At 57.9% G+C, this 26,512-nt stretch carries 31 protein-coding genes; 20 read left to right on the top strand and 11 right to left on the bottom strand.

What is annotated here, in order from left to right:
* The first annotated feature begins 83 nt into the window (after window positions 1-83).
* On the top strand, window positions 84-647 hold the full coding sequence (locus tag HMPREF1255_RS00600; RefSeq protein WP_016455536.1) for a CarD family transcriptional regulator: 564 nt from the start codon (window positions 84-86) through the stop codon (window positions 645-647).
* A gap of 18 nt (window positions 648-665) precedes the next feature.
* Here HMPREF1255_RS00600 and HMPREF1255_RS00595 read toward each other — a convergent pair whose 3' ends face one another.
* Together HMPREF1255_RS00595 and HMPREF1255_RS00590 are read right to left on the bottom strand one after the other, a co-directional pair.
* Window positions 666-1,346, bottom strand: coding sequence for a uracil-DNA glycosylase (locus HMPREF1255_RS00595; protein ID WP_024110394.1), 681 nt, complete (start codon window positions 1,344-1,346; stop codon window positions 666-668).
* Window position 1,347: 1 nt separating this feature from the next.
* Window positions 1,348-2,505, bottom strand: a complete 1,158-nt coding sequence (locus tag HMPREF1255_RS00590) for an MFS transporter (protein WP_024110418.1) — start codon at window positions 2,503-2,505, stop codon at window positions 1,348-1,350.
* A 76-nt stretch (window positions 2,506-2,581) separates the two neighbouring features.
* Here HMPREF1255_RS00590 and HMPREF1255_RS00585 point away from each other — a divergent pair, with 76 nt between their 5' ends.
* From HMPREF1255_RS00585 to fucO, 3 genes are all read left to right on the top strand, one after another.
* Entirely contained in the window at window positions 2,582-3,667 is a 1,086-nt protein-coding gene (locus HMPREF1255_RS00585) for an AI-2E family transporter (RefSeq protein ID WP_024110433.1), read from the top strand.
* A 38-nt stretch (window positions 3,668-3,705) separates the two neighbouring features.
* Entirely contained in the window at window positions 3,706-4,641 is a 936-nt protein-coding gene (locus HMPREF1255_RS09270; RefSeq protein WP_024110464.1) for a hypothetical protein, read from the top strand.
* A gap of 156 nt (window positions 4,642-4,797) precedes the next feature.
* The gene (fucO, locus tag HMPREF1255_RS00575) at window positions 4,798-5,949 is read left to right on the top strand and encodes a lactaldehyde reductase (protein WP_024110429.1); all 1,152 of its coding nucleotides are present in this window, start codon (window positions 4,798-4,800) and stop codon (window positions 5,947-5,949) included.
* Between the two features lie 205 nt (window positions 5,950-6,154).
* Here fucO and greA read toward each other — a convergent pair whose 3' ends face one another.
* Complete coding sequence (gene greA, locus HMPREF1255_RS00570) at window positions 6,155-6,661, bottom strand: transcription elongation factor GreA (RefSeq protein ID WP_024110451.1); 507 nt, start codon at window positions 6,659-6,661, stop codon at window positions 6,155-6,157.
* Window positions 6,662-6,735: 74 nt separating this feature from the next.
* Between greA and mca the strand changes: the two genes are divergently transcribed.
* The 10 genes from mca to HMPREF1255_RS00520 all read left to right on the top strand — a co-directional run bounded on the left by mca (window position 6,736) and on the right by HMPREF1255_RS00520 (window position 13,340).
* On the top strand, window positions 6,736-7,701 hold the full coding sequence (gene mca, locus HMPREF1255_RS00565) for a mycothiol conjugate amidase Mca (protein ID WP_231477433.1): 966 nt from the start codon (window positions 6,736-6,738) through the stop codon (window positions 7,699-7,701).
* A 194-nt stretch (window positions 7,702-7,895) separates the two neighbouring features.
* Window positions 7,896-8,117, top strand: coding sequence for a translation initiation factor IF-1 (gene infA / locus HMPREF1255_RS00560; RefSeq protein WP_016455544.1), 222 nt, complete (start codon window positions 7,896-7,898; stop codon window positions 8,115-8,117).
* An 80-nt stretch (window positions 8,118-8,197) separates the two neighbouring features.
* Entirely contained in the window at window positions 8,198-8,311 is a 114-nt protein-coding gene (rpmJ, locus tag HMPREF1255_RS00555) for a 50S ribosomal protein L36 (protein ID WP_016455545.1), read from the top strand.
* Between the two features lie 256 nt (window positions 8,312-8,567).
* Window positions 8,568-8,945 carry a 30S ribosomal protein S13 gene (rpsM, locus tag HMPREF1255_RS00550; protein WP_016455546.1) on the top strand — a complete coding sequence of 126 codons (378 nt, stop codon included), beginning with the start codon at window positions 8,568-8,570 and terminating at the stop codon, window positions 8,943-8,945.
* A 37-nt stretch (window positions 8,946-8,982) separates the two neighbouring features.
* Window positions 8,983-9,387 carry a 30S ribosomal protein S11 gene (rpsK, locus tag HMPREF1255_RS00545; protein ID WP_016455547.1) on the top strand — a complete coding sequence of 135 codons (405 nt, stop codon included), beginning with the start codon at window positions 8,983-8,985 and terminating at the stop codon, window positions 9,385-9,387.
* 26 nt (window positions 9,388-9,413) lie between these two features.
* Window positions 9,414-10,019: a 30S ribosomal protein S4 gene (gene rpsD, locus HMPREF1255_RS00540; RefSeq protein ID WP_016455548.1), complete on the top strand. Its 606-nt coding sequence runs from the start codon at window positions 9,414-9,416 to the stop codon at window positions 10,017-10,019.
* 119 nt (window positions 10,020-10,138) lie between these two features.
* Complete coding sequence (locus HMPREF1255_RS00535; RefSeq protein ID WP_024110500.1) at window positions 10,139-11,179, top strand: DNA-directed RNA polymerase subunit alpha; 1,041 nt, start codon at window positions 10,139-10,141, stop codon at window positions 11,177-11,179.
* 50 nt (window positions 11,180-11,229) lie between these two features.
* The gene (gene rplQ / locus HMPREF1255_RS00530) at window positions 11,230-11,733 is read left to right on the top strand and encodes a 50S ribosomal protein L17 (protein ID WP_024110405.1); all 504 of its coding nucleotides are present in this window, start codon (window positions 11,230-11,232) and stop codon (window positions 11,731-11,733) included.
* 67 nt (window positions 11,734-11,800) lie between these two features.
* Window positions 11,801-12,889 carry a glycosyltransferase gene (locus HMPREF1255_RS00525; RefSeq protein WP_024110413.1) on the top strand — a complete coding sequence of 363 codons (1,089 nt, stop codon included), beginning with the start codon at window positions 11,801-11,803 and terminating at the stop codon, window positions 12,887-12,889.
* A gap of 169 nt (window positions 12,890-13,058) precedes the next feature.
* Window positions 13,059-13,340 carry a DUF1540 domain-containing protein gene (locus HMPREF1255_RS00520; RefSeq protein WP_016455552.1) on the top strand — a complete coding sequence of 94 codons (282 nt, stop codon included), beginning with the start codon at window positions 13,059-13,061 and terminating at the stop codon, window positions 13,338-13,340.
* 62 nt (window positions 13,341-13,402) lie between these two features.
* Here HMPREF1255_RS00520 and HMPREF1255_RS00515 read toward each other — a convergent pair whose 3' ends face one another.
* The 8 genes from HMPREF1255_RS00515 to HMPREF1255_RS00480 all read right to left on the bottom strand — a co-directional run bounded on the left by HMPREF1255_RS00515 (window position 13,403) and on the right by HMPREF1255_RS00480 (window position 20,223).
* A complete protein-coding gene (locus tag HMPREF1255_RS00515) occupies window positions 13,403-14,209 on the bottom strand; it encodes a hypothetical protein (protein WP_024110437.1) in 807 nt (268 codons plus the stop codon).
* 95 nt (window positions 14,210-14,304) lie between these two features.
* Entirely contained in the window at window positions 14,305-15,405 is a 1,101-nt protein-coding gene (locus HMPREF1255_RS10005; protein WP_024110396.1) for a resuscitation-promoting factor, read from the bottom strand.
* Between the two features lie 197 nt (window positions 15,406-15,602).
* Window positions 15,603-16,688 (bottom strand): ubiquitin-like domain-containing protein, encoded by a 1,086-nt coding sequence (locus tag HMPREF1255_RS00505; RefSeq protein WP_197016951.1) that lies wholly within the window; start codon window positions 16,686-16,688, stop codon window positions 15,603-15,605.
* A 225-nt stretch (window positions 16,689-16,913) separates the two neighbouring features.
* Window positions 16,914-17,519, bottom strand: a complete 606-nt coding sequence (locus HMPREF1255_RS00500) for a superoxide dismutase (RefSeq protein ID WP_016455556.1) — start codon at window positions 17,517-17,519, stop codon at window positions 16,914-16,916.
* Between the two features lie 50 nt (window positions 17,520-17,569).
* On the bottom strand, window positions 17,570-17,767 hold the full coding sequence (locus tag HMPREF1255_RS00495; protein WP_016455557.1) for a CsbD family protein: 198 nt from the start codon (window positions 17,765-17,767) through the stop codon (window positions 17,570-17,572).
* A gap of 121 nt (window positions 17,768-17,888) precedes the next feature.
* Window positions 17,889-18,488 carry a class I SAM-dependent methyltransferase gene (locus HMPREF1255_RS00490; protein ID WP_016455558.1) on the bottom strand — a complete coding sequence of 200 codons (600 nt, stop codon included), beginning with the start codon at window positions 18,486-18,488 and terminating at the stop codon, window positions 17,889-17,891.
* A complete protein-coding gene (gene truA, locus HMPREF1255_RS00485; RefSeq protein ID WP_016455559.1) occupies window positions 18,485-19,315 on the bottom strand; it encodes a tRNA pseudouridine(38-40) synthase TruA in 831 nt (276 codons plus the stop codon). Before truA ends, HMPREF1255_RS00490 begins: the two co-directional genes overlap by 4 nt.
* A gap of 20 nt (window positions 19,316-19,335) precedes the next feature.
* Window positions 19,336-20,223, bottom strand: coding sequence for a hypothetical protein (locus tag HMPREF1255_RS00480; protein WP_024110458.1), 888 nt, complete (start codon window positions 20,221-20,223; stop codon window positions 19,336-19,338).
* Between the two features lie 112 nt (window positions 20,224-20,335).
* Here HMPREF1255_RS00480 and rimP point away from each other — a divergent pair, with 112 nt between their 5' ends.
* The 6 genes from rimP (at window position 20,336) to truB (ending at window position 26,470) form a co-directional block, all read left to right on the top strand.
* Window positions 20,336-20,854 (top strand): ribosome maturation factor RimP, encoded by a 519-nt coding sequence (rimP, locus tag HMPREF1255_RS00475; protein ID WP_016455561.1) that lies wholly within the window; start codon window positions 20,336-20,338, stop codon window positions 20,852-20,854.
* A gap of 8 nt (window positions 20,855-20,862) precedes the next feature.
* Window positions 20,863-21,840 carry a transcription termination factor NusA gene (gene nusA / locus HMPREF1255_RS00470; RefSeq protein WP_016455562.1) on the top strand — a complete coding sequence of 326 codons (978 nt, stop codon included), beginning with the start codon at window positions 20,863-20,865 and terminating at the stop codon, window positions 21,838-21,840.
* Window positions 21,837-22,049 (top strand): YlxR family protein, encoded by a 213-nt coding sequence (locus HMPREF1255_RS09540; protein ID WP_081636638.1) that lies wholly within the window; start codon window positions 21,837-21,839, stop codon window positions 22,047-22,049. The genes nusA and HMPREF1255_RS09540 overlap by 4 nt, the downstream gene beginning before the upstream one ends.
* A gap of 237 nt (window positions 22,050-22,286) precedes the next feature.
* Window positions 22,287-25,154, top strand: a complete 2,868-nt coding sequence (gene infB, locus HMPREF1255_RS00465; RefSeq protein ID WP_016455563.1) for a translation initiation factor IF-2 — start codon at window positions 22,287-22,289, stop codon at window positions 25,152-25,154.
* A 7-nt stretch (window positions 25,155-25,161) separates the two neighbouring features.
* Window positions 25,162-25,602 carry a 30S ribosome-binding factor RbfA gene (gene rbfA / locus HMPREF1255_RS00460; protein WP_016455564.1) on the top strand — a complete coding sequence of 147 codons (441 nt, stop codon included), beginning with the start codon at window positions 25,162-25,164 and terminating at the stop codon, window positions 25,600-25,602.
* Window positions 25,595-26,470, top strand: coding sequence for a tRNA pseudouridine(55) synthase TruB (truB, locus tag HMPREF1255_RS00455; protein ID WP_036916602.1), 876 nt, complete (start codon window positions 25,595-25,597; stop codon window positions 26,468-26,470). Before rbfA ends, truB begins: the two co-directional genes overlap by 8 nt.
* The last annotated feature ends 42 nt before the right edge of the window (window positions 26,471-26,512 follow it).

The raw sequence follows: 26,512 nt of genomic DNA, 5'->3' as shown, positions 1-26,512 counted from the left end.
AAATTTGGTTTTGAACGCAAAATCCTGCCGAAAAATAGATAGCATTGGCTGGCCATTTTTGGACTCTGGTAAGATGTGGGTCTATGCAGCTAAAAGTTGGACAGGTAGTTATTCACCCTCACCACGGCCCGGCCGAGGTTACAGACCTATACACCCGAACTGTCAAGGGTGAAGAGGTTGAATATGCAGACCTGGAGGTCCAGGGCAACAAGCTGCACGTCAGCCTTCCAGTCAAGAACGCCGAGGAGATCGGCATCCGCGACGTTGCCGGCCGCGAGGAACTCGGCGAGTTGACTGATGTTTTGTGTGCCCCCACCGTTAACGAAGAAAAGCAGTGGTCGCGTCGCTACAAGGCGAATCGTGCTGCGATGGCAACCGGAGATCCGCTTCAGCTGGCCACTGTGGTTCGCGACCTCGTGCGTCGACGCGAGCGCAGCTCCCTTTCTTTGGGCGAGCGCGACCTGCTTCGCGAGGCCTCGGCTCCCCTGATCGCCGAGATCGCGATCGCCATGAAGGTCAGCGAGGAAGAAGCCCAAGAGGCCATGTTCTCCATGATCATGGAGGAATCCGACCAGGTCCTAGACAGCATCGACAAGTCGGAAAAGAAGCCCGCTAAGAAGGCCACCAAAAAGACAGCTAAGAAGTAGCAAATAGATTTAGATTTTTTAGAGCGCCCAGTCGATCGGCTGGGCGCCTTGCTTTTCTAGCGCGGCGTTGGCCCTGCTGAATGGCCTAGAGCCGAAGAAACCGCGCGAGGCGGAAAGCGGGGACGGATGCGGCGACGCAATGATCGGCACTCCCGCGCTTTGTAGCTTCCCCGTTAGGGTTTGCGCGTCGCGTCCCCAGAGGATCGCCACGAGCGGTCCGCCGCGGGAAATAAGGGCGTCAATTGCGGTTTCGGTTATCGGTTCCCAGCCTTTGCCGCGATGTGCGGCAGGCTTCCTGGGCTGAACCGTCAAACATCTATTCAGCAGCAGCACGCCCTGTTCGAACCATCCCGTAAGGTCGCCGTGTTCCGGCACTGCCACTTTGAGATCGTCGTGCAACTCTCGATAGATGTTCACCAGGCTTTTTGGCAGCGGCCTGACGTTCTTGTCGACGGCGAAGCTGAGCCCGATGGCGTGCCCAGGTGTGGGGTAGGGGTCTTGGCCCACGATCAAAACTTTCACGTCCGCCAGCGGCCGTGTGAAAGCCCGCAACACTTTGTCCCCGCTAGGCAGGTAGCCCCTGCCGGCCGCGATCTCTTGACGCAAGAAATCACCCATCGCGTGAATCTGCGGTTCGACGCCAGAGAGCGCCTGGGCCCAGTCGTCTGCAACCAAGTCAGAAAGGGGATGTCTCGTCATATCAGTTCTCCTGGGATACGTGCGGGATTCGCGTCGCAAGGACCGCGACCAACAACATGATTACCGAACCCACAGCGATTGCGGCCTGCATGTTGAACAAATCGACCATAGCGCCGGCGGCCAGCGGGCCGATGATGTTTCCCAAATCCGAGGACATCTGGAAAACCGCGACCGGAGTGCCACGGCCTGCTACATCGCCGACGATAGAGGCGGGCGCTGTGCCTAACATGGATGCGCCGATCGAGAACACACACATGGCGATGGTCAGCCAAACCACGTTCGGCATCTGCGGGAACGAAAGGCTGACCAGCCCGCAGATGATCAGGCCGGCGATAAGGATCGGCTTTCTGCCAGCCTGGTCGACAGCACGGCCGACTGGGTTGATCACCAACATCTGGAACGCCGCTGCGATGGCGAATACGATTCCGGTGGTGGTTGTGGGCTGGCCGAGAATTTCGACGATGAGAATCGGCAGCAGCGTCGAACGGACGCCGAAGGCCTGCCAGCCGGTGGAGAAGCTCGCCAAGCAGGCGATTTGGTAGCGCTTATCTTTCCAGACCTTGCCTAGCGAGCCGGTTGTTGGCCCGCGCCCGAAACGGCTGGGCGCCTGCAATGCGAAGATCGCGACGATTGCTCCGATGAGTAGCGTGCCCGCGTAGAAAAAGAAAGGCGCGCGGAGCGAGATGGCGACGAATATTGCGCCGACCGCAGGCCCTGACATGTTGCCGATCAGGGAACCGGACTGGAAGAGCGCAGTTGATCTTCCCCTGTTCTGACGGGTTGTGGCCGCGAAAAGTTGAGACAATCCGGCGGTGGAGAAGAGTGCTGAACCGATGCCGCCCGCGCCCCGGAAGAGCAGCAACTGGAGATAGCTTTGGGCCATTCCGCAGCCGAAGCTGGATGCGCCCACAATCAACATTCCGATACCGAGCGCGGTTCGCTCGCCGATCTTTGAGTTGATGATTCCGCAAAACGGGCCCATCAGAAGACGCATGATGGCGAAGAACGAAACGATCGCGCCCACCTGGGTTGCGCTAGCGCCAAAATCCCTTGCGTAGATGGGTAGGACCGGAACAACGACGCCGAATCCGAGGGCGACGAGGAAAGAAATTATCGTCAAAATCCAGGCATCACGGGGGATAGCTACTTTTTCGCGCACGCATGTAACGCTATCTCGAGTAAATGAATAGGACTAGGCTGGGGGCACTAGTGGTCTTTCAAATGGACGGGAAAAGATGGACTCTAAACTCGACACCTACACACCCAAAGCCCTAAAAGTGGGCGCCGCGTGGAGCTGGCGATTCCTGGCTATTGCTGGTGCCGTAGCCGTTCTCTGGTGGCTGGGCAGCTACCTTTCTGTGGTCGTTGTGCCGGTCATCCTGGCCGTCATGGTCACAGCCGGGTTAGCTCCGTTGCAGCGGACGTTCATCAAGTGGCGCTGGCCGTCTTGGTTGGCGGCATTGACGCCGATGCTGATCATCTTCCTAATCTTCTGCGGGCTGGTCACGTTGGTCGGAGCCCAGATCGCGGGCCAGTGGCGGATGCTCGTCGACCAGGCGGTACTCGGCTTTGGAGGAGTCGTTAAATGGCTAGGCGATGGCCCCCTGCACGTTAGCCAAGACCAGATCAATGATCTGTTGAATCAGGCGATCCATGCCGCAAACAATTCCCGTCAACAGATCGCTAGCGCCGCTGCTTCTGCGGGTAGCAGTGTAGGCAAGTTCTTTGCGGGCGCCGCCACCTGCGTATTCGCGACCTTCTTCTTCATGAAGGACGGCAGGCATTTCATGAACAAAGCCGCTCACAGGCTGCCGGTTTATGCCCAGAAGAGCTTCGTGCCTGCAGTGCGTAACGGCTGGAAGTCCCTCGTCGTCTACATGCGAGCCGCCGTTATCGTCGCCGGCATCGACGGTGTTGGTGCTGGAATCGGTGCTTTAGTGCTCGGTTCGAACATGTGGCTGGCGATTTTGGTGCTCACCTTCATCTGCTCCTTCGTTCCTCTTGTCGGTGCCTTCGTCGCGGGCACGATCGCCACAGTCGTGGTGCTGGTCACGCTCGGCTTCTGGAAGGCGGTCATCATGCTGGTGGTGTTCGTCGCCGTCATGTCGATCGAGTCTCATGTGTTGCAGCCGATGATTCTTGGCCGCGCGGCAGAGATTCATCCACTTCTGGTCTTGTTGGGCATCGCGGTGGGCAGCATCTTGGCAGGGATCGCTGGTGCGCTCTTTGCCATCCCCATCGTGGCCTTCTTGTCCGGAATGATCAGACACTTGGTCGAGCTATCAGACGCGAAGCGCAGGAGCCTGGCAACTGCGCAATAACCCTCCTCTCGCGCTCGTGCGCGGAGTAGGTTTGTTTCATGGCAGGCTGTGAGTTCAGGCGATCGGTTTTGAGTGAACTTGCCGATGGAAAGATCTCCGTCGACGAGGCTTGGGGCAAATTATTTGCTGCCGTTCCAGAAGATGGCTGGCCGGAGGAATTCTACGAGGCCCCCGAGCTGGCAAGCGAAAACCTCGGAACCGGTTCGGCGCGCCCCGACGTCGCCAACCAACTTGGTGATGTCGCATCGCAACTAGGTTCTTTTGTTACGGGCGCCGCCAAGGCAATTTTCGGTGGCCGCCTGCCCGGGCAGTCGGTCCCGACTCCGGTCGAGGACACCTCGAAAGAAGAGGCTGCTTTCTCGACTGACGACAGAGTCTCCACGAAGCGAGTGCGAATCAGGGCGATATCAAGGCGAGTGCGGGTGATAGCAGATCCGAAAGTCGCCACAGTGTCCGTTGATGGCCCGCACAAGCTTCGCAGCAATGGCAATGTTCTCGAGGTCGTAAGCGAAGGAGAATTAACCGGAAATCTGAAGATCAACGTGCTTAGAGGCCTGGACGGTATCCGGCTGGTCGAGCTTGTCGTCCGGGTCAACCCACGAATCGTCGTAGACGCTGAGGTGACGAGCGGAAGGCTGGTGACTCAGGGAGTGGAGAAGCTAGGCAGTATTCGGGTGACGGGTGGCAGCTCGCGGCTGGTGGGTGTGCATCATCTTGACGACGCGCTTATGCAGGCGAGCACTTCGCACATTTCTGGAAGCTTCGACACCTCCAACTCGGTTCTGCGGGTTGAATCCGGGTTGGCCACCGTCGAACTCGTGAACGCGGACGTAGCGGTGACCGCATCAGCACATCTTGGCCGTGTCAGCTGGCCGGATGGACAAAACGGAGTCGACGAGTACGTGGCAGGTGTCGGAACCGGCCGCTTAAAGATCATCGTCGTCATGGGCAAGGTGAATGTTGCTAAGGCATAGCTTTGGCCAACAAAGTGCGACGAGGCGCATATACATGTAAGCAATTGTTCATTACTTAAATTACTTAGGATGTACTTACTAATCTTCAAGTAGCAATAGTTAGTTCGGCTGCGCAAAAACTAGTTGCGGTTGGCCGGCAAAAGAAAGGTTGATCCGATGACGTATCGAATGATTTTGAATCAGACCTCTTACTTCGGACGAGGCGCTATTAGCAACCTTGCCGACGAAGTGAAGTCGAGGGGCTTCGAGCGTGGCCTGTTGATTACCGACAAGGTCTTGCTGGAAACCGGAGTGGTTAAAAAAATAACCGATATTTTGGATGCCGCCGGTGTTAAATACGATGTGTTCTCCGACGTGGCTCCTAACCCACCTGTCGAGAACGTGAAGGCTGGTGTCGCGGCTGCCAAGAAAATCGATGCACAGTTCCTCATCGGTCTCGGTGGTGGTTCGCCGCAGGATACCGCAAAGGCTGTGGGCATCATCGTCGAGAACCCTGAGTTCTCTGACGTGCTTTCGCTTGAGGGCGTTGCTGCGACGAAGAATCCCGCACTTCCAATCATCGGCATCCCCACCACGGCCGGCACGGCATCCGAGACCACAATTAACTACGTCATTACCGACACGGACGCCAAGCGCAAGTTCGTCTGCGTCGACCCGCACGACATTCCCGTGATCGCCATCGTCGACCCGGACCTGATGGACACCATGCCACGTTCACTCAAGGTGGCTACCGGGCTGGATGCGCTTACTCACGCCATCGAGGGCTACATCACACCTGGAGCTTGGGAACTTTCCGATAGCGTTCACCTGACCGCGATCCGCTTGATCGCCGCGAACTTGCGGGCGTCCGCCGACGGAGATAAGGAGGCTGGCGAAAAGATGGCCTACGCCTCGTACATCGCTGGAATGGGGTATTCCAACGTAGGTCTAGGCCTGGTGCACGGCATGGCGCACCCGCTCGGTGGCCGTTACAACGCGCCGCATGGTGTGGCAAACGGCATCCTGCTTGCGCCCGTGATGCGCTACAACGCCGGGTACACCGGCGAAAAATATCGCGATATCGCCGAAGCGTTCGGCGTCGAAGGCGCTGCGACCATGCCGCTTGACGAGGCCCGCAAGGCGGCATGCGATGCGGTGGCGAAGCTAACCGTCGATCTTGGCAACCCGACCAAGGTCTCCGAGATCGGTGTTACAGAAGAGGGCTTGGATGCCCTCGCCGACGACGCTTTCGCAGACGTGTGCACTCCCGGTAACCCGCGCAAGGCCACCCGCGACGAAATTCGAGAGCTTTACACCTCTCTTCTCTAGGGACTGTCAGAAGAGTAAATAGTTTGGGCGGCCGCGATTGTGGCCGCCCGAACTTTGTTGAAGTGCCGTGATCCGTCTCTCGGCAGCCCTTGAGGTGGGCGGACCCGGAAATGAAACAAGGTCTGCTCGATCGGGGCTTTAAGCTTCCGTTTCGGCAGACCTTGCTCTTAAAATCTGGGCTTTTTAATTTTACGGATTAGAAATTTTATTTGTCCTCGAAGGGCTCTACGTTAATGATGGTGACCTCGATGGTCTTGCCGGTTGGGGCCTTGTAGCTGACCTCTTCGCCCTTGCTGTGCCCGACCACCGCTGCACCGAGTGGGGACTGCGGGCTGAATACCTGCGTGTCAATGTCTTCATCCAGACCGAGCATCTCGCGGCTGCCGAGCAGGAAAATGTCGGTGTCGTCTTCGTCGCCGAAATATGCGACGGTCACCAGGGTGCCGACGGCTGCCTCGTCCGGGTTAGAGGGTGCCTCACCAACCTCGGCCAGACGCAGCATGTGCTCCAGCTGGGCGATGCGGCCCTCTTGCTGGCCCTGTTCCTCGCGCGCGGCGTGGTAGCCGCCGTTCTCGGAAAGGTCACCCTCTTCGCGAGCTGCCGCAATTTTCGCCGAAACCGTCGGACGGCCGACCTCCTTTAGGTAGGTCAGTTCCTCTTCGAGCTTGTCATAGGCTTCCTGGGTAAGCCAGATTACTGATTCTTCGGACATTCTGTCAGCATAGCGCGAAAGGCAGAAAAGACGGTTTTTTAATTTCTTAAACTGCTGTGACTAGCTGATTTGAGATGTCAACGCCTTGGTGCATCATTGAACCTATGGGTTCCGGTTCTAAATCTTTGGCTGCCGATGGCTCTCAGCTTAGAGTCCTTCACTTCCACGCTCACCCGGATGATGAGTCCAGCAAGGGCGCTGCGACCACGGCGAAGTACGTAGCTGAGGGGGCTCGCGTGATGATCGCAACTTTCACGGGTGGCGAGCGCGGCTCAGTGCTGAACCAAGCCATGGATAGGTCGGACGTTTGGGCCAACATCACTCAGATTCGCAAGCAGGAGATGGCCGAGGCGCAGCGAATCCTTGGTGCGGAACACATTAATTTGGGTTTTGAAGATTCGGGGCTGCCTGAAGGCGATCCGCTGCCACCGCTACCGGTTGGCACTTTCGCAACCTACGATCCAAAGGATGCGGCAGAGGGCGCAGTTAAGTTGATTCGCGAGTTCTGCCCGCACGTCGTCACTACTTACGACGAGGCTGGCGGGTATCCGCACCCGGACCACATTCAGACGCACCAAGTCAGTGTCGTGGCCCTAAAACTTGCCGCAGACGAGTCTTATGCCCCCGAGCTTGGTGAGGTGTGGAAGACCCCGAAGGTCTACTATCAGATGGGCATGCATCGTGCTAAGTATGCAGCTTTGAGCGAAGCGATGATCGCTAAGGGGCTCGAGTCTCCCTACGCAGAGCGTCTCGTCAATTGGCAGGACCTCAACTACGAGCACCGAATCACCACCCGAATCGAGTGTGCGAAATACTTCCCGGTGCGCGACAGCGCGCTGCGCGCACACGCCACCCAGATCGATCCGCACGGTCATTGGTTCGCCGTGCCCCGCGAACTCGAGAAGAAAGTTTGGCCGACGGAGGACTGGCAGCTCGTCTACAGCAGTGTGCCAACCAAGATTCCCGAGAACGATCTTTTCGAAGGGCTGCGCCCGGCGGCTGCGGACCTCGCTGACCCTGATCCCGAGTGGATCATTTAATTGCACATCGATTTGGGTATTACCCCGCGCTCCGCATAGGATATCTAGTCGGCTCGTGCGTTTAGTGTGTCCAATTACGGGACGCTCTTAGCCGCGAGAATCGATAAGACGAAAACGGCTTCGCAATTTGAAGTCGTCCGATCAAGCCAAAAGTGGGACGTTCGTCACGAAACACTTTGGAAAATGAGAGGGTAATGGCCAAGAAAGAAGGAGCGCTAGAGCTCGAAGGCGTCGTGACCGAGGCCCTGCCTAACGCGATGTTCCGCGTTGAGCTGGACAACGGGCACAAGGTGCTAGCAACCATCAGTGGCAAGATGCGTCAGCATTACATTCGTATTCTGCCGCAAGACCGCGTAGTGGTTGAGCTTTCTCCTTACGATCTGAACCGCGGTCGTATCGTTTATCGTCACAAGTAGTCGCTAGATACTTCTGATACTGGCTAGTCCAGTTCGGGGTGTTTGGCGCGAAAAAGCAAGCAAAAGAGGAGCAGCTCGAAATGAAGGTTCAGCCGAGCGTTAAGCCGATCTGCGACAACTGCAAGGTGATCCGTCGCCACGGTGTTGTTCGTGTGATCTGCACCAATCCGCGCCACAAGCAGCGCCAGGGCTAATTGTTGATGCCCGACCGGGCCAACAACAGCTCCTGGTGAGGTCGACAACTGAATAAGGAATAACAACGTGAGAGCAAGGCCGTTGCGCAAAAGCTGAACGGTCGAACCCCTGGACGAAGGCCAGGGCCCGGGCGAAATTTAAAGACCCCCATGCAGGGTAATTTTCTTGGATGGTGAACGGGAACGCCTCACGCACACACCTTCGCAGAGCGGGGATGCAAACCCGTTCGAGAAACTATTGAAAGGTAACCGCCACATGGCACGCCTCCAAGGAGTCGATCTGCCGCGCGAGAAGCGCATCGAGATCGCACTTACTTACATCTACGGCATAGGCAAGACCCGTGCCGCGCAAACCCTGGCAGCTACAGGAATCAACCCGGACACCCGCGTGAAGGATCTCACCGAGGAAAACCTGGTTGCTCTGCGTGATCACATCGACGAGAACTACCACGTCGAAGGTGACCTGCGTCGCGAGGTTGCAGCAGACATTCGTCGCAAGATCGAGATCGGCACCTATCAGGGTCGTCGTCACCGCGCCGGACTTCCGGTTCGTGGTCAGCGCACCCGCACCAACGCACGCACTCGTAAGGGCCGCAAGAAGGCCGTCGCCGGTAAGAAGAAGGCAACGCGCTAAGCGTTAGCAGTCTACCTAACTGCCAAGGAGAAATTTTATGGCTACAAGCCGCAAGGGCGCCGGCAAAATAAAGCCGCGCCGCAAGTCTCACAAAAATGTGATCGCTGGAGCAGCGCACATCAAGTCGACTTTCAACAACACCATCATCTCGATCACCGACGCCGGTGGCCAGGTTATTTCCTGGGCTTCTGCTGGCACGGTTGGCTTCAAGGGCTCGCGCAAGTCGACCCCGTTCGCCGCTCAGATGGCAGCCGAGGCCGCAGGCCGTCGCGCCATGGAGCACGGTTTGAAGCGCATCGACGTCTTCGTCAAGGGTCCGGGTTCGGGCCGCGAGACCGCGATCCGTTCGCTTGGTGCCATCGGCCTTGAGGTCGGTGCCATTCAGGACGTCACCCCGATGCCGCACAACGGCTGCCGCCCGCCTAAGCGTCGTCGCGTCTAACCCGAAACCGAAAGGACTGGTACATCATGGCCCGTTACACAGGCCCAATCACTAAGAAGTCCCGCCGTCTCGGGACAGACCTAGTTGGCAACGACAAGTCGTTCGAGCGTCGCCCGTACGCGCCTGGCCAGCACGGCCGTGGCCGCGTTAAGAACTCCGAATACTCGATGCAGTTGAAGGAGAAGCAGAAGGCTCGTTACGCATACGGCGTTCTAGAGAAGCAGTTTCTGCGTTACTACAAGGAAGCTGCTCGCCGCGAAGGCAAGACCGGTGACCTGCTGCTGCAGATCCTCGAGTCTCGTCTCGACAATGTTATTTACCGTGCTGGCTTTGCGGCTACCCGCCGCCAGGCTCGTCAGCTCGTTAGCCACGGCCACTTCCAAGTCAATGGCGTCCGCGTTGACGTCCCCAGCTACCGCGTAACTCCGTTTGACATCATCGATGTGATGCCCAAGTCCAAGGACATCACTCCGCTGGTTGTCGCCCGCGAAACTTGGGGCGAACGCGAGGTTCCGGCTTGGTTGACCGTGCGTCCTAACAAGATGCGCATCTTCGTGCACCAGCTGCCGACCCGTGATCAGATCGTCATTGACGTCAACGAACAGAACATCGTCGAGCTCTACTCTCGTTAATAGCACAAATACCTGGGGCCGGGGAGGTCCCGACCCCAGGTGCTTCTGCAAGCTAAAAAGGCTTGTTGGGGCGAACCAATCGCGTCATCAGATGAAGGTTGGCGCGGGAAGGAAAATCAATGCTTATTGCTCAGCGTCCGACACTGTCGGAGGAGTACATCAGCGACAGCCGCAGCCGCTTCGTTATCGAGCCGCTGGAGCCTGGTTTTGGCTACACTCTCGGTAACTCGCTGCGTCGCACGCTGCTGTCGTCGATTCCCGGCGCGGCAGTCACCAGCATCAAAATTGCTGACGCTCAGCACGAATTCGCGACGCTCCCGGGCGTTCTCGAGGACGTGACTGAGATCATCCTGAACCTCAAGCAACTGGTTGTAACCAGCGAAGAGGATGAGCCCGTCGCCATGTACCTGCGCAAGTCTGGTGCCGGCAACGTGACCGCAGCCGACATCGCTGCTCCCGCTGGCGTGGAGATCCTTAACCCGGACCTGCACATCGCTGAGCTCAACGAGCATGGTTCGATCGACATGGAGCTGATCGTTGAGCGTGGCCGTGGCTACGTTTCTGCATCCCAGAACAACAGCCCCGATCACGAGATCGGTCGCATTGCGATCGACTCGATCTACTCTCCGGTTAACAAGGTCAGCTACAAGGTTGAGGCCACCCGCGTTGAACAGCGCACCGACTTCGACCGTCTGATCATCGACGTTGAGACTCGTCCGGCCATCAGCCCGCGCGATGCACTGGCTAGCGCCGGCAGCACTCTGGTTGAGCTGTTCGGCTTGGCCCGTGACCTCAACGTGAACGCCGAGGGCATCGAAATTGGCCCTGGCCCGGTTGATGAGCAGCTGGCAAATGACCTTGCCCAGCCGGTCGAGGATCTTGATCTTTCCGTTCGCTCCTACAACTGCCTGAAGCGCGAAGGCATCGAGACTGTTGGCGAACTCGTCAGCCGTTCCGAGCAGGATCTGCTGGACATCCGCAACTTCGGCACGAAGTCCATCGATGAGGTCAAGCAGAAGCTTGCCGAGATGGGGCTTTCCCTGAAGGACAGCGCCCCGGGCTTCGACCCGCTAGCCGCTGCCGAGGAGTTCGGCGATCTGGCCGACGACGAAGAGTCCGAGGAGACCGGCGAGGACTTCGCCGAGACCGAGCAGTACTGATGCCACACGGCTTGCAAGCTGTGAAGATTTAAGAAATTTGGAGAACTAATATGCCTAAGCCAACTAAGGGCCCCCGCATCGGTGGCTCGCCTGCACACCAGCGCATCATTTTGGCTAACCTTGCCTCCCAGCTCTTCGAGCACGGCAAGATCAAGACCACCGAGACCCGCGCCCGTCGCGTGCAGCCTCTCGCTGAGCGCCTGATCAGCCAGGCCAAGCGCGGCGACCTGCACTCGCGTCGCGTCGTAAACCGTACGATCACCGACAAGGGTATCGTGCATGTGCTGTTCACCGAGATCGCTCCGAGCTTCGAGGGTCGCGACGGTGGCTACACCCGCATCACCAAGGTCGGCAACCGCAAGGGCGACAATGCCCCTATGGCTGTGATCGAGATCGTCACCGACAAGCTCGAGCCGAAGGCCAAGCCGGCCAAGGCTGAAGAGCCCAAGGTTGAGGAAGCCAAGGCCGAAGAACCTAAGGCCGAAGAGGTCAAGGTCGAGGAAGCCGAGGCTGAAGAGGCTAAGGACGAAAAGGCTGAAGAGGCCGACAAGTAAAACATTTCCAAAGGCCCGGACCGTCGATTAGGCGGCCCGGGCCTTTGAGCATAAAAAGGAGCGAACCTTGCGCATCGCCCAGCTGGCTAATTTCGTGAGCCCCACGTCTGGTGGGATGAAAGTGGCTATTGATCAATTGGGCAAGGGATACGTAAAAGCTGGGCACGAACGGCTTCTGATCATCCCTGGAAACAAAGACCGGGTAATCGAAGATGATTGCGGCACAACAGTTACAATCCGATCGCCGAGAGTGAACTCCGTCTACCGAATGATTTTTCGTCCGGACAAGGTCTCGAATATCCTCGATGAATTCCGTCCCGACGCCATCGAGTGCTCCGACAAGTGGACCCTAACGGGCAGCGCCAAGTGGGCGAAGAGAAACTCTGCTTCATCCGTGCTGCTCAGCCACGAGCATTTAGACGATATGCTTTCTGACTGGCTGGGCACTCGTTTCGGTGTGACGAAGGCTGTGAAGGCCCTTAACAGGTCTCTGGCGCGTAAATTCGATTCAGTCGTGGTGACCAGCGACTACTCCCGGGGAGATTTCGCCGGTATTGATGTTGATCTGCGTAAGGTCTCTCTCGGTGTGGACCTGGAAACCTTCAGCCCTTGCTTCGGGCTGCCGGCGTCACCCCTGAAACTTTGCTACGCGGGACGGATGTCTCACGAAAAACACCCTCACCTGGCCATCGGAGCTGCCGTTGAGTTGGCCAGGCGCAACGTTTCGTTCGAGCTGCACGTGTTCGGAAAGGGGCCGGACCTATCGAAGATGCAGAAACTTGCGGAAGGCGCTCCGGTCTATTTTCATGGTTTTTTGTCAGGCAGGCAGGAACTAGCCGAGCAGTACGCCAGCTCGCACATCGCGCTTTCCGTGTGCCCTACCGAAACCTTCGGCCTCGCTGTTCTAGAAGCGCTCGCGTGCGGGACACCTGTGGTTACGGCAGATCGTGGGGGAGCGAGCGAGCTCATCGACCCCGACTGCGGCGAGAAGGGCGAGCCAAGCCCCGAGGGTATCGCAGATGCTGTGGAGCGGCTCGCCGGCAGACTTTCGGATGAGGTGCGCAAGGCGGCCAGGCGTAGGGCTGAAGAATTCAGCTGGGAAAAGAGCGCAAAAAAGATGCTAGAAGTCCATGAAAGTTTGCGTACCAATAGCTAAAAACAATCTATTAAGCCGAAATTTATTGGTATAGCTAACCTTACTAAAGCCCATTTCTAGGCTTACCCTTTCCTTACTTTCCTTGTCAGAGGCTGATTAAGTCAATTACTTTAATGATTGTCAACTAAATCTATATTTAGTAATTCTTCACATCACGAAGGAGAGAAAAATGGCTACTCTAACAGCAATTAAGTCTTGTTCAGCCACCACTTGTGCGTTCAACAACGGCGGCTGCACCGCTGGCGCAATCACCATCGGTGGCACTAACGGTGCCGCCAAGTGCGGCACCTTCATTGAGCTCGACGCCCGTGGCGGCATGGGCTCTGGTGAGAACGGTGTTGGCGCCTGCCACCGTCTCGAGTGTGCTCACAACAACGATCTGATGTGTGCCCTCAAGGAGATCAAGCTGGTTGGCAACACTGCTTCCTGCGAGATGTACGAGGCTCGTTAAGCAAAGCAAAAAATATGTGGCTCCCGGATACTTCCGGGAGCCACATATTTATTAGTAAGGCCTTATTCAGCTAGAGATGAATTCTTTATTTTAAGCAATTCGTATTCGAATTCTTTAATGTCTTTAACCGGTTTATCAAAGGCTGCGAAAACCGTGGTTATCTCGTCATTCTTAATGTGAGTCAGAGTGACACCGAGGCTATCGATGTCGGCGCAGACCACCTTGTTGGCAATATGCTGACAGATCGATGCCTGCGGGCAGCGGCCACAAATCTTTCCTGGCAGAACACCATTCTCGACCGCGATGCAAACCTTGCGGAGAACGTCGTTGGTGCCCAGAGACATCGAGCAGTCGATCTCGTCGGATAAAGTAGGAAAACTCACGGCCCTAGTGCTCGCTGTTATGGACTCGGGGCATACTCTCGTCACACCGGACGGCTGATGGAGTAGCAACTTATCGATTGATACGATGCCGATTCGCACTTTGGTCTCCGCCACGAAGCTCGCAATCCGTTCAGGCAGCTTGCCCGCACTAAGCATCTCTTTGCCGTCTGCGAGGCTAATCCACTCGACTTGGCCCAGTACGTGAGCGGAAGCCGTTACAACGCGAATGGATGGATCCATGCACTCCCTGATGATCTCGATGCGGACGGGATTGACCGTTTCCATTTTGTTCGCGGGGTCGGAATCCTGCGCAACGTACGCGATCAAAAACTCGTCGTCGACACTCATCCCATGCAGTAGAGAGCCGATCTCAAACTCGGGGTTCTCCTTGTAGAACAGCGCAGAGGCTCTTCCAGTGCCTGACAGCAGCCTGGACGCGAGAGAGCGCGACAACTCATCGAATGAGTATTGATGGTAACCGTTCATCTATCCTCCTGATAGGCGAGCCTAACCTATCAGAGAAGAAAAAGTGAATGTAAAAAATGGGCCGATTCTCATCGACCCATTTTCTAAGTTGGTGGTTAGCGCAGACCTAAGCGGGATGTGCAAGCCGGCCATGCGCCCCAGCCCTGCACGGCTTGAACCTTTTGGGCGATCGCGATCTGCTGTTCGCGGGTTGCCAGGTTCGCGGTAGGGGCGTAGGCGCCGCCACCAAAGGCATTCCAGGTTCCAGGGTTGAACTGCAGGCCACCGTAGTAGCCATTGCCAGTGTTGATCGACCAGTTGCCGCCCGCCTCGCACTGTGCGATGCTGTCCCAGACCGATCCGTTGGAGACGGCTGGAGCTGCCGCGCGCTTGGTGCCAACAGTGACGTGCTTTGCCTGAGCCTCTTCCAGCACCTTCTCGGAGACGACGGAGCGAGACTCTTCCTTGCCATCTACGATCACGATCTTGTAGACGACAGTCTTTCGGCCGTCTTTACCGGCCTTGGTCTCGCGGGTGACGCCCGCGTCGAGGTTAGCGTCTTCGGTCTTCTTGACCTCGCGGTCGATGCGCTCTTCGACGGTCTCTTCCTTGACCTCAACGCGCTTCACGACGATCTCTTGGCCTTCGGCGATCGCCTCGTCGAGACCGGGCTCTACGCGGTCATCGTCGTCGAAGTCGATCTTCTGTTCCTCCAGCAGGTCGCGAACGGTCGGGGCCGAGGTCTTCAGCTCGGTGGTCGAACCGTCGACAGTAAGTTTGACGTTCTTAGGGGTGGTCGCGGTCAAGGTTAGGCCTTCGCGACCGATAGGAGTGGATCGGCTAACGGAAATTTCGTGATCAGTGCCGCGTAGACCCAGCTGGTTGAGCAGCTCGTCGACCGTTGTGGCCGTGGTCCATATCTCCTTGGTGACTCCATCAATGGTGATCTTTACGAGGCGGCCGAATTTAACGTCCACCATGGTGCCATCGGAAATTTTGGAGTCCGCAGATGGGATCACCTGATCGTGTTCGCCGATCTCGATGTTGTGCTTCTTCAGCGCGTCGGAGACCGTGGTACCCCAAACGCTTACAGCTTTAGAGTTGCCATCAACAGTTAAGGTGATGTCCTTGTCCATTGCGCTAGCAAAACCGCCAAAACCGAAGGTGGTTACGGCGATGGCGGAAGCCGATGCGATAGCTAAGGTTTTCTTCTTCATCTGTTCCTTAAGTCGGTGTGTCTTTGGTGACTTGAGTAACGATAAAACAAATCCTGAGAAAAACCAAAGAATTCTTAATAATTCTTGGAAACTCTGTTCCTGGGCTGTGTGGAGTAAACGTTAAAAGCGAGCCTTGGCTAGGCGGTAAAGCTTAAAAAAGGGAAGCTGAGGAGGATTCCTAAGTTTTCTTAAGAAACTTAGTACCAGCCATTGGCGTCGGAGTGCGCAAGAGCCTGTTTCCAGCCGCCGTAGCGAGCCTTGACGTAACGGTCTCCCCATTTAAGTGCGTGCACGGGGTCGGTCCAATTGGATCCGAGCTTTGAACAGGGGAGAGCTTGAACCAAGCCGCAGGCGCCACTGGATGCGTTTATCGCGCCCGGCCTCCATCCAGATTCGCGCTGAATTAGTTTGTATGCCGCGGCAAAATCGTCGACAGAGATGCCCGCATCGCTCATTAGCTGCATCCTGTCCTCGTGGCCGACCAGGCCAGCGATCTCCATGGTCCCGACGGCCTTTTCCTCGGCCTTTGGATCCTTGACGATCTTCTCTTCAAGCACTTGCCTGTTTTTCTCGACCCCGTTGACGATCGTCACTCGCGCCCGGACTATCTTCTCGCCTTTGACGCCCTCCACGATCACGCGCTCAACGCCCTTAGGAAGGTTGGGGTCGTCGGTTTTCTTGATCTCGAAATCGATCGGTTCGCTTTCTTCCTTGTTCTCAACCGAGACGCGGTCGACAGTGATGACCATGCTGCCGGTGATCTGTGTGCCGAGACCAGGGGAGAGCTTGTCGTGTTGGCCGAGTTTGATTGATTCGCCCTGCAAAACTTCCGCGACCGTGCCCGCAGTCGTCAAAATTTCCTTTGATTCACCGCCGACCTTCAAGGTGACGGATTTCGGTGTGAAAACAGTGAGAGTGATGCCTTCGCGACCGATGGGTAGCGAACGATCCACGGAAAGCCTGTTCGCCGAATCCCGCATGCCAATTTGATTGAGCGCCTCGTCCAGGGTGGTTGCCGTCGTCCAGAAAGTCGTCACCTTGCCGTCGACCGTCATGGTGATCGGCCTGCCGTATTTGACCTCGACGACGTCGCCCTCGCCGATCTTCGCGTCCTTAGACGGCCAGACCTGGTCGTGCTCTCCTAGCTCGATTCCGGAGGCCGAAAGCAGACTAGAGACCGTGGTGCCGAAAAAGTTTGCCTGCTCGACTTTGCCGTCAACGCTGAGCATTACCTGCCGATCGAGATTTGCGCCTACAGCACCGATGGCAAAACCCGTTGCCACTACGGCGCCTGCGAGCAAACTTACCGACAGCCTACGCATGAAATTCCTCTCACTGCATCGACCGCAAAAGCGGGATCGCAGTAAACATGACACCCTTACCTAAAGACTAGGTAGGAGATGTCAATTGCTCAACACCTCGCCAAAAAGTTTCCAAAAAAAATAAGCCCGGCGACTCAGTCGCCGGGCTTAACAGGTTTTAGGTTAAAACCTGTTTAACATTTTTAATTATTTAGCAGAGCGTGCGGCATCGAAACGCTCAGCAACGTCGGTCCAGTTAACGATGTTCCAGAAGGCGTCAACGTAGTCGGCCTTAACGTTCTTGTACTGCAGGTAGTAGGCGTGCTCCCACATATCCAGCAGCAGTAGTGGAACCGAGCCAACCGGAAGGTTGTTCTGGTGATCGTAGAAAGCCAGAGTGTTCAGACGCTCGCCGATTGGATCGTAGACAAGTGCGCCCCAGCCGGAGCCCTGGATGGACTTGGCGGCAGCATTGAACTGCGCGACCAGGTTGTCATATCCGCCGAAGAATTCGTCAACTGCTGCGGCAAGTTCGCCTTCTGGGCGCTCCGGAGCGTCGGGAGATAGGTTCTTCCAGAACACGGAGTGGTTCTGGTGGCCCGCTAGGTTGAAAGCGAGATCCTTCTCCAGCTTGCTTATGGCACCGAAGTTTCCCTTTTCGCGGCACTCAGCCAGCTGCTCGAGAGCACTATTGGCGCCGTCGACGTAAGTCTGGTGGTGCTTATCATGGTGCAGCTGCATGATTTCGCCGCTGATATGCGGTTCCAGCGCGCCGTAGTCGTAGTCGAGTTCGGGCAGTGTGTAGATAGCCATAAATTCTCCTTATGTTTTGGGCTAGCTGGAGGGGCGGACGAAAACAACAATTAGTTGCCGGTTAGCTTGTCCTTAATAGTGGAGGCCGCGTCCTTGATTGCGTCTCCAACCTTGCCGGCCTCAGCCTTGATTTGATCGCCAATACCTTCGACCTGAGCCTGCTCGTTGCCAGTGGCCTTGCCTGCGGCCTCTTTTGCCTTGCCCTTGAGCTCTTCAGCCTTGTTCTGAACGTCGTCTGTGAAAGCCATTTCTAACTCCTTCTCGCGCTAAGCGCTGTTGAAAGTTTCAGCAATTTTTGCTTACTTACACCAGGTTAAACGAGAAGTAATTCGGAATTATTCCAAAAAAATAATTTTATTTTTCGGTCACTTACGCATGCGTGACTTTCAAAACGCGGAAACCCTTAGCCGATGCGAACTTTTCGCTGCTGAAGCCTTGCTGCTTTAGCCAGTTCGACAGCGAGTCTGCGCCAAGATTCTTGCCGACCACCAGCCAAGCGATCCCCCCGGGCGATAGTTTTGGCAGCCAGGTCAACAGCAATTCGTGTAGCGCCTGTTTGCCAACCCTGATCGGGGGGTTGGACCAAATCTCGTCGTAGTAGCCGTCCGGGCGTTCTGCGAGCAGCTTTTCCGGCGTGGCGGTGGTTACCTTGACGCCGGCTTTTTGGGCGTTTTCTTGGGTTAGGCGAAGCGCTAGTTCGTTGACGTCGATGGCGTCGACGTCGGCCCACGGACATTCTTTGGCGAGCGCTACAGCGATGGGGCCAAAACCGCACCCGACGTCTAGAAGCCGCTTAGCGTCTTCTTCTGGTGGGGTGGTTCGGGTCAGGAGCACCCTGGTGCCGAGGTCTAGGCGGTGCGAACTGAAGACGCCTGGGGCAGAGACGAAGTCGTATTCGCGATCCCAGATCTTTGCTCTCACCTGGTTGCGTTCGCCGGTGTCATCTGGCGTGACGAAATAATGACTCATCGCTGTTCCTTTCCGGGCAGAACGCGCTTAGATTTGGCCTGCGAAACCCTCTCCGCCAGCTTGTCGTCGCTCGGGTAGGCGACCTCTTCTAGGGTTAGCCCCCGTGCGGGCATCACCAAAACTTCGGAGCTGCGCTTAGTGGCCGATAACAGATTGGAAATCCACTTCACGCTTCGTTGCCCCGATCCTACCGAGCATAAGGCCCCGGCTAAGGAGCGAACCATGGAGTGACAGAAGGCGTCAGCTTGAACGGTCATTTCGATGGTGCCACAGCGATCGTCAGCTCTCTTGACCGACATTTTTTGTAGACACCTGATGCTCGTTGCGCCCTCGCGGTATTTGCAAAAGGCGACGAAATCGTTCAACCCGAGCAGCTGGTCACACGCCTCGTTCATTCGAGCTATATCGAGGCTGTGGCGAACCGGCGAGGTGAATCCCCTGAGCAGGGGGTCTTGGAAGCTATCTACGTCCCAGACACGGTAAACGTACCTGCGCCAGAGGGCGGAAAAACGGGCGTCGAAGTGTTCTGGGGCGACGCTGATCCGGTTGACCCTGACGTCTTCGGGCAAGATTCTGGTGAGCCTGCGCCGTAACTGCCTGGGGTCCACATCCGAGGGGAGATCCGCGTGCGCCACTTGTGCTCTTGCGTGAACCCCCGCATCGGTCCTGCCCGCGACGGTCAGCTGTGCGGGTTCATCGAGGCGCAGTACGGTGGTGATCCAGTGCTCGATTGTGCCCTGGACCGTGCGCAGGCCCTCCTGGTGGGCCCAACCGTGGAAGTCGGTGCCGTCGTAGGAGATGTCGAGTCGAAAACGGGTTGAAGACACGTTGCCAGATTCTACTTGAGCTAGCGCCAGCCCGGCCAACAAGTGAGCTGCCAGCCTCTTGCCACGGCCTTCGAGTAGGCGCCGCTCATGGATTTCGCGGCATCCTTCCTTTGGTCCGATGGGCTAGCTGCCAGGACCAAGGCCCAGCTGTCCGCGACGTCTTTTTCTAGGCCCGCCCAGATCTCTTTGTGTTTTGCGGGATCTTTGAGGCCCTCGATCTCTACGGTCACAGGACCCGGAGTTGGGGAGGTGACTTTCGCCAGGGTTTCGTCGCGTTCTCTGCGCGCCTGTTGGAGCCTAGCGGCCATAGAGTCGTTGTGGCTTACCCCATTCATGGCCTCTAACCCGGCGACCAGGTCTTGCTGATTGTCCAGCAATACCGCTTGGGCGTCCCCCAGATCGCTAGGCGATAAGATGCTCGGCGAGGAGCCTTTGAGGTTTACGTCCAGCTCGTTGCCGTTGTCAAGCGCAGAAGCGACGATGCTGGCTGTGGTGTGCAGGCTGGCGTAGAGCAAGGAGACCGAGGAATCATCGCTGATCACGTGGTCAAGATATTTTTTAGCCGCAGCTTTCTCCTGCTCGGCAAGCTGAGCAAGCGTGGCTTCGGTCGCCTCGATGGGCCCCACGCTCGGTTTTGCTCCAAACGGGTAGCCCTGGGAAAGCACCTGCGCGTGCTCCAAATGCATCGTGGCTACGTCGCCCAACCAGGGATGCTCGGTGCTGAGACCCTTCGCCATTGAAGCCAGCATCTGTTCGATCTGGGCTGCCTCCTGTTGCTCTTGGGAGGCGCTGATTGATGCCTTTGGCGGCGACGATATGACAGGGCTGGGCGAGCAGCCGGTCAGCAGTGCTAGCGAGAGAGCTGCGGCGAAAGCCGTGCCGCACATGGCCTGAACGATTCTTGTCACAGTCAAAACCTATCGCTTTGGGAGAAACGGCTGGCAGCGCGTTATAATTGAAGGCGGTTTTGGCCTGTAAGCTAACCCAAGATAATTAAGGATCTGACAAGAGGATTACGCCGTGAACGACGAATTGACGCAACTTCTGACCCCGGTCCTGCAAGAACAAGGCTTAGAGATCGACGAACTTAAGGTCGTTCGTGCCGGTAAGAATAGGGTAGTGAGGCTGGACGTCGATGGTGACGGGCCTCAGGGGCATGGCCCAGACCTGGACCAGATTTCCGACGCCACCCGTGCTATCTCCGCTCTGCTCGACGAATCCGATGTGATGGGCGAGCAACCCTACACCCTCGAGGTGAGCAGCCGCGGTGCCACCAAGCCGCTCACTAAACCCGTGCACTTTAGGCGAAACGCGGGCAGGTTGGTGCTGTTCAAGCTGGGTGAAGGAAACGCGACTGGCAAGCCGGAGCTTCTAGGCAGGATTCTCAGCGCCGACGACTCGGTAGTGGTTGTCGCCCCCGAGGTGAAACCGACCAAAAAGGGAGCCAAACCGAAGAAGCCTGATGTGGACCAGCTGAGCGTCCCCTATGAAGACATCGAAAAAGCCGTGGTTCAACTCGAGCTGAATCGCGAAGGATAGGAGATCTGATGGACATCGATATGGCCGCTCTGCGGGCAATCGAACGCGACAAGGAAATTCCCCTCGACTACCTGGTCGAGGCTCTGGAAGACGCGCTGCTAAACGCTTACAACAAGACCGATCACCCGGTCTCGGGCGCCCGCGTCGATCTCGATCGCAAGTCTGGAAAGGTCTCGGTGGTGGTTCCCGAGACTGACGAGGACGGCAACCAGATCGGCGAATACGACGACACTCCCTCCGACTTTGGCCGTATCGCCGCCTCAACAGCCCGCCAGGTCATTTTCCAGCGCTTGCGCGAGGCTGAGGACGAGCAGAAGTACGGCGAATTCGCTGCGGCCGAGGGAGACATCATGGTTGGCGTCGTCCAGCAGGACAGCGATTCCCGCACGGTTCGGGTTGATCTAGGCACCGTCGAGGCAATCATGCCGCTAGCTGAGCAGGCCCCCGGCGAGCAGTACACCCATGGCCGCAGGCTTCGGGTGTACGTCGTTGCGGTTCGTCGTGAGATGCGCGGCCCACAGATCGTCGTCAGCCGTACCCACCCGAACCTGGTTAAGAAGCTTTTTGAGCTCGAGGTTCCTGAGATTGCTGATGGCGTCGTCGAGGTTAAGGCGATCGCTCGCGAGGCGGGTCACCGTTCTAAGATCGCCGTCTATTCCGCCAACCCGGATGTGAACGCCAAGGGCGCTTGCATCGGCCCGATGGGCGCGCGCGTCAGGGCGGTAACCAACGAGCTCGGCAAGGAAAAGATCGACATCGTCGATTGGAGCGAGGATCCCGCGCAGTTCGTGGCGAACGCGCTGAGCCCCGCGAAGGTCAGCTCCGTTGAGGTCGTGGACGAGACCGCGCGCGCTGCACGCGTTATCGTGCCGGATTACCAGCTTTCTTTGGCCATCGGTCGCGAGGGTCAGAACGCCAGGTTGGCCGCCCGTCTTACCGGCTGGCGCATTGACATCAAGCCGGACACCGCGTCGACCGAAAGGTGAACCATCCGCTGCGCACCTGTGTAGGTTGCAGGGCGAAGGCCGAGCCAAGCGAACTTTCCCGTTATGTACTGCGTGACGGGAAAGTGGTGGCCGATCAGTCCAAATGCGCACCCGGTAGGGGCGCCTGGGTGCACCCCGACGAGGTCTGCCTGACGAGCGCTCAAAGGGGTGGCTTCGCCAGAAGTTTTCGCACGCGGGTCGAGTCATAGCGTCCATTCCGCGCTTGTATGTTTTACCTCGGTTAGAAGAAAAGGCCGCGAGGGTCTAAAATGATTGCGTGTGTGCAATTGCACGCGCCTAACCGCTCTATTTAGTCGTGGCCAATGGGCCATGCAGCAAGAAAGTGGGCTAGCGCTCATGAACACTCGATGAGTATGCCGAAATGAGCATTACAACTAACTAGAGGCCCTGGCGCGCAAAAAAGACGCTGGGCCTGAAGGAGATAAGTGGCTAAGGTCCGCGTCTACGAGCTAGCAAAACAGCTCGGACTCGAAAGTAAACAATTAATCGCAAAACTTAACGACATGGGCGAATTCGTTCGCTCCGCTTCCTCCACGATCGAGGCCCCAGTGGTTCGTCGTGTCAAGGAGAAGTTCGAACAAGAGGGTGGCCAGGCCGAGGCCAAGAAGGCGCCCACAAAGTCTAAGGCGGCTAGCCGTAAGGCACCCGCGCCCGGTGCGACTAACGCTCCGGTAGAAACCAAAGAACCGATAAAGCCGAGCACGACTTCGGCTGCCGAAAAGGCCGACAAGCCTGCAAAGACTTCTTCCGCTAAGCCGGCTGCCAAGAGCGCATCGTCGGCTACGAAAGTTACGCCGGCTGCAATGCCTGGTGCGAAGACCGCGTCCCGTAACGCTCCTCGCCCCAGTCAGGCTGGTGTAGTGCCGTCGACCTCGAAGCCGATCAGCGCCGAGAAGCCCGCCGCTAAGCCTTCGAGCCCTGCACAGGCTCCAAAACCTGCTGCCAAGCCAGCGCCGAAGCCCAGTCCTCGCATTACACCGAAGACTGCGCACCAGAGTGCTGCGAAGGCTAAGCCGGCGCCGAGCAATCAGGTGCGCCGCAGCAGCGGCAAGCCGCGTCCGGGCAACAACCCGTTCAGCTCCACGCAAGGCATGGGCCAGTCCCGTCACGGTTCGCAGCGTCGTGGTTCCGGCGGTTCGCAGCGTCCGCGCTCCGGTGCAGCCACGCCTGCGATGCCTCGTCCAGGCGGCACTTCCGGAATGCCCAAGCCGAACCCTGCAATGATGCCGAAGCGGGCAAATAACGCTCTCAGTAAGACCTCGGGCGGTCGCGGAGGACGCCGTGGAGGCCGCTCCAATAACAACAATGGCTCCGGCGGTTTCGGACGTCCAGGAGGTGCACCGCCTCGTGGTCGTACCTTCCGCGGCAGCACCCAGGGTGCATTCGGTCGCGGCAGCGGTGGCCGCAAGCGCAAGTCTAAGAAGCAGCGCAGGCAAGAATTCGACGAAATGAAGGCACCGGTAATCGGTGGTGTACGCCTTCGCAAGGGTGACGGTCAGACCGTTCGCCTGCGTCGCGGCGCCTCGCTTACCGATCTGGCCGAAAAGATTGACGTCGATGCAGCACAGCTCGTACAGGTGCTGTTCAACATGGGCGAAATGATCACGGCTACTCAGTCGGTTCCCGACGAGACGCTGGAGATCCTTGGCGCCGAGCTGGATTACAACATCCAGGTAGTTTCTCCCGAAGACGAGGATCGCGAGCTGCTGGAAAGCTTCGACCTCGAGTTCGGCGAGAACGAGGGCGGCGAGGAAGATCTGTCCGCTCGTCCGCCGGTCGTCACCGTTATGGGTCACGTCGACCACGGTAAAACCAAGCTGTTGGACGCCCTGCGACACTCGAACGTTCAGGCTAAGGAGGCCGGTGGCATTACCCAGTCCATCGGTGCCTACCAGATCGAGACTGAGGTGGAAGGCGAGACTCGCCCGATCACCTTCATCGATACCCCGGGCCACGAGGCCTTCACGCAGATGCGTGCTCGTGGTGCGAAGTCGACCGATATCGCGGTTCTGGTTGTCGCGGCCGATGACGGCGTCATGCCTCAGACAATCGAGGCGATGAACCACGCCAAGGCTGCTGATGTTCCGATCGTGGTTGCGGTCAACAAGATCGATAAGCCTACTGCCGATCCGGCTAAGGTTCGCGGCCAGTTGATGGAATTCGGACTGACTCCGGAGGACTACGGCGGCGACACGATGTTCGTCGATGTTTCCGCGGTCACGGGCAAGGGCATTGACGATCTACTCGAGGCGATCGTCCTAACCGCAGACGCGGCACTAGACCTGCGCGCCAACCCGGACATGCCGGCTCAGGGCGTCGCTATTGAGGCCCACCTAGACCAGGGTCGCGGCCCGGTGGCCACCGTCCTCATTCAGCGCGGTACGCTGCGCAAGGGCGAGTCCATCGTCGCTGGATCTTCGTACGGCCGCGTTCGTGCGATGATCAACGACCGTGGCGAATCCGTGGACGAGGCTCCGCCTTCGGCTCCGGTTCAGGTTCTCGGTCTGACCAGCGTTCCTGGTGCAGGCGACAACTTCCTTGTCGTCGACGACGACCGCGTCGCGCGTCAGATCGCCGATAAGCGTGAGGCACGCATGCGCGCCGCAATGCAGGCTGCAAGCAGCCGCCGCAAGACCCTCGACGAGCTGTTCGAACAACTCGAGAAGGGCGAGACCAGCGAGTTGACGCTGATCCTGAAGGGCGATGGAGCCGGCTCCGTCGAGGCCCTGGAGGATTCGCTGAGCCGTATCGAGGTCGGCGACGAGGTCAGCCTGCGCGTCATCGACCGCGGTGTTGGTGCCATCACCGAGACCAACGTTTCGCTGGCAGCCGCGAGCGATCCGCACGCCGTCATCATCGGTTTCAACGTTCGCCCCACGGCTCAGGCCGCGAAGCTGGCGGACCGCGAGAACGTCGACATCCGTTACTACTCGGTCATTTACGATGCGATCGACGAGATCGAGGCTGCTCTCAAGGGCATGCTCAAGCCGATCTACGAAGAGAAGACTCTTGGCCAGGCGGAGATTCGTCAGATCTTCCGCAGCTCCAAGGTTGGAAACATCGCGGGCTGCATGGTCGAGAATGGGCTCATCCGACGCAACGCCAAGGCAAGGCTGCTGCGCGATGGCGTCGTCGTTCGCGAGACCAGCATTGCCTCCTTGCGTCGTGAAAAGGACGACGTCACCGAGGTCCGCGAGGGCTTCGAGTGCGGTGTGACCCTCGAGCACTACGACGACATCCAGACCGGTGACGTCATCGAGTGCTACGAGATGGTGGAAAAGCCACGCGACTAGGAGAAGCATGACTAATCCGCGTATTGGAAAGATTGCAGACCAGATTCGTAAAATAATCGCGCAGTTGCTCGAGCGTCGTGTGAAGGACCCCCGCCTAGGGTTCGTCACGATCACCGACGTTCGGGTGACCGGCGACGGTCGCGAAGCTACGGTCTTCTACACCGATTTCGGTTCGTCCCTAGACGGGCGCGAAGCGGACGCCGTGGACGGCAAGACTGACACGGCGGCGGCTCTCGAATCTGCCAAGGGCATGATGCGCAGCGTCATAGGCAAGAAGCTCGGTATGAAATTCGTGCCGACCCTGACTTTCGTCCCCGACGGCTCCCAGGAGTCCGCCCGCGAGATCGAAGAACTCCTAGACAGGGTTCGCATCGCGGACGAACAGCTGGCCAGCCAACGAGGCGATAAGTTCGCCGGCGACGCCGATCCGTATCGTGCTGATGAGTGATTCTGGAATTCTGATTGTCGATAAGCCCGCCGGGCTGACCAGCCAGCAAGTGGTTGGTCGGGTCCGGCGGGTCTTCGATGCTAGGAAAAGAAAGTTGAAGGTTGGTCACGCGGGCACGCTCGACCCGATGGCCACCGGCGTTCTGATCGTGGGCGTTGGCAAGGCAACAAGGCTTTTGGGTCATCTTGCGCTTCACGACAAGGCCTATTCCGCAACCATTCGATTGGGCCAGTCGACCTCCACAGATGACGCAGAGGGCGAACTGATCCAGGCTAGCGATGCAAGCTCCATCAGCGAGCAGCAGCTAGCCGAAGCAATCAAGCCGCTGACAGGCGACATCATGCAGGTGCCCAGCTCGGTGTCTGCGATCAAGGTGAACGGGAAGCGCGCCTACGCTCTGGCCCGAAAGGGCGAGAACGTGGCGCTAGCCGCCAGACCAGTGACCGTCAGTCGCTTCGACGTGCTAGATGTTCGCAGGTTGGGCGAGGTCTTGGATGTTGATGTCGAGGTCGAAGTGAGCTCAGGGACATACGTTCGCGCGCTTGCCAGGGACCTAGGCGAAGCGCTCGGCGTCGGCGGCCACCTGACGATGTTGCGTCGCAGCAGGATTGGCCGCTACAACTTGGCGGACGCGGTGGCTCTCGACGACATTAGCGAAGAAGCCATGTTGCCGATGGCTCAGGCCGCTCGGTTTAGCTTTCCCGTACGAAACGTGGACGAAGCTCAGGCGCGAAACGTCGGCTATGGCAAACCGCTAGACATCACCGTCGAGGGGCCAGTAACTGGTTTGGTTGATCCGGAAGGTAACCTGATCGCGCTCTACGCACCAGATGACCCGGGCGCAAAGCCGCTTGCAGTGTTGATCTGATAAATCAGGTGGATCTAAAAAGTCGCCCGAAGTTCGGGCGAC

Source organism: Propionimicrobium sp. BV2F7 (genome assembly GCF_000510445.1).
Classification (GTDB): domain Bacteria; phylum Actinomycetota; class Actinomycetes; order Propionibacteriales; family Propionibacteriaceae; genus Propionimicrobium; species Propionimicrobium lymphophilum.
This window is presented reverse-complemented; position numbering and strand designations above follow the sequence as displayed.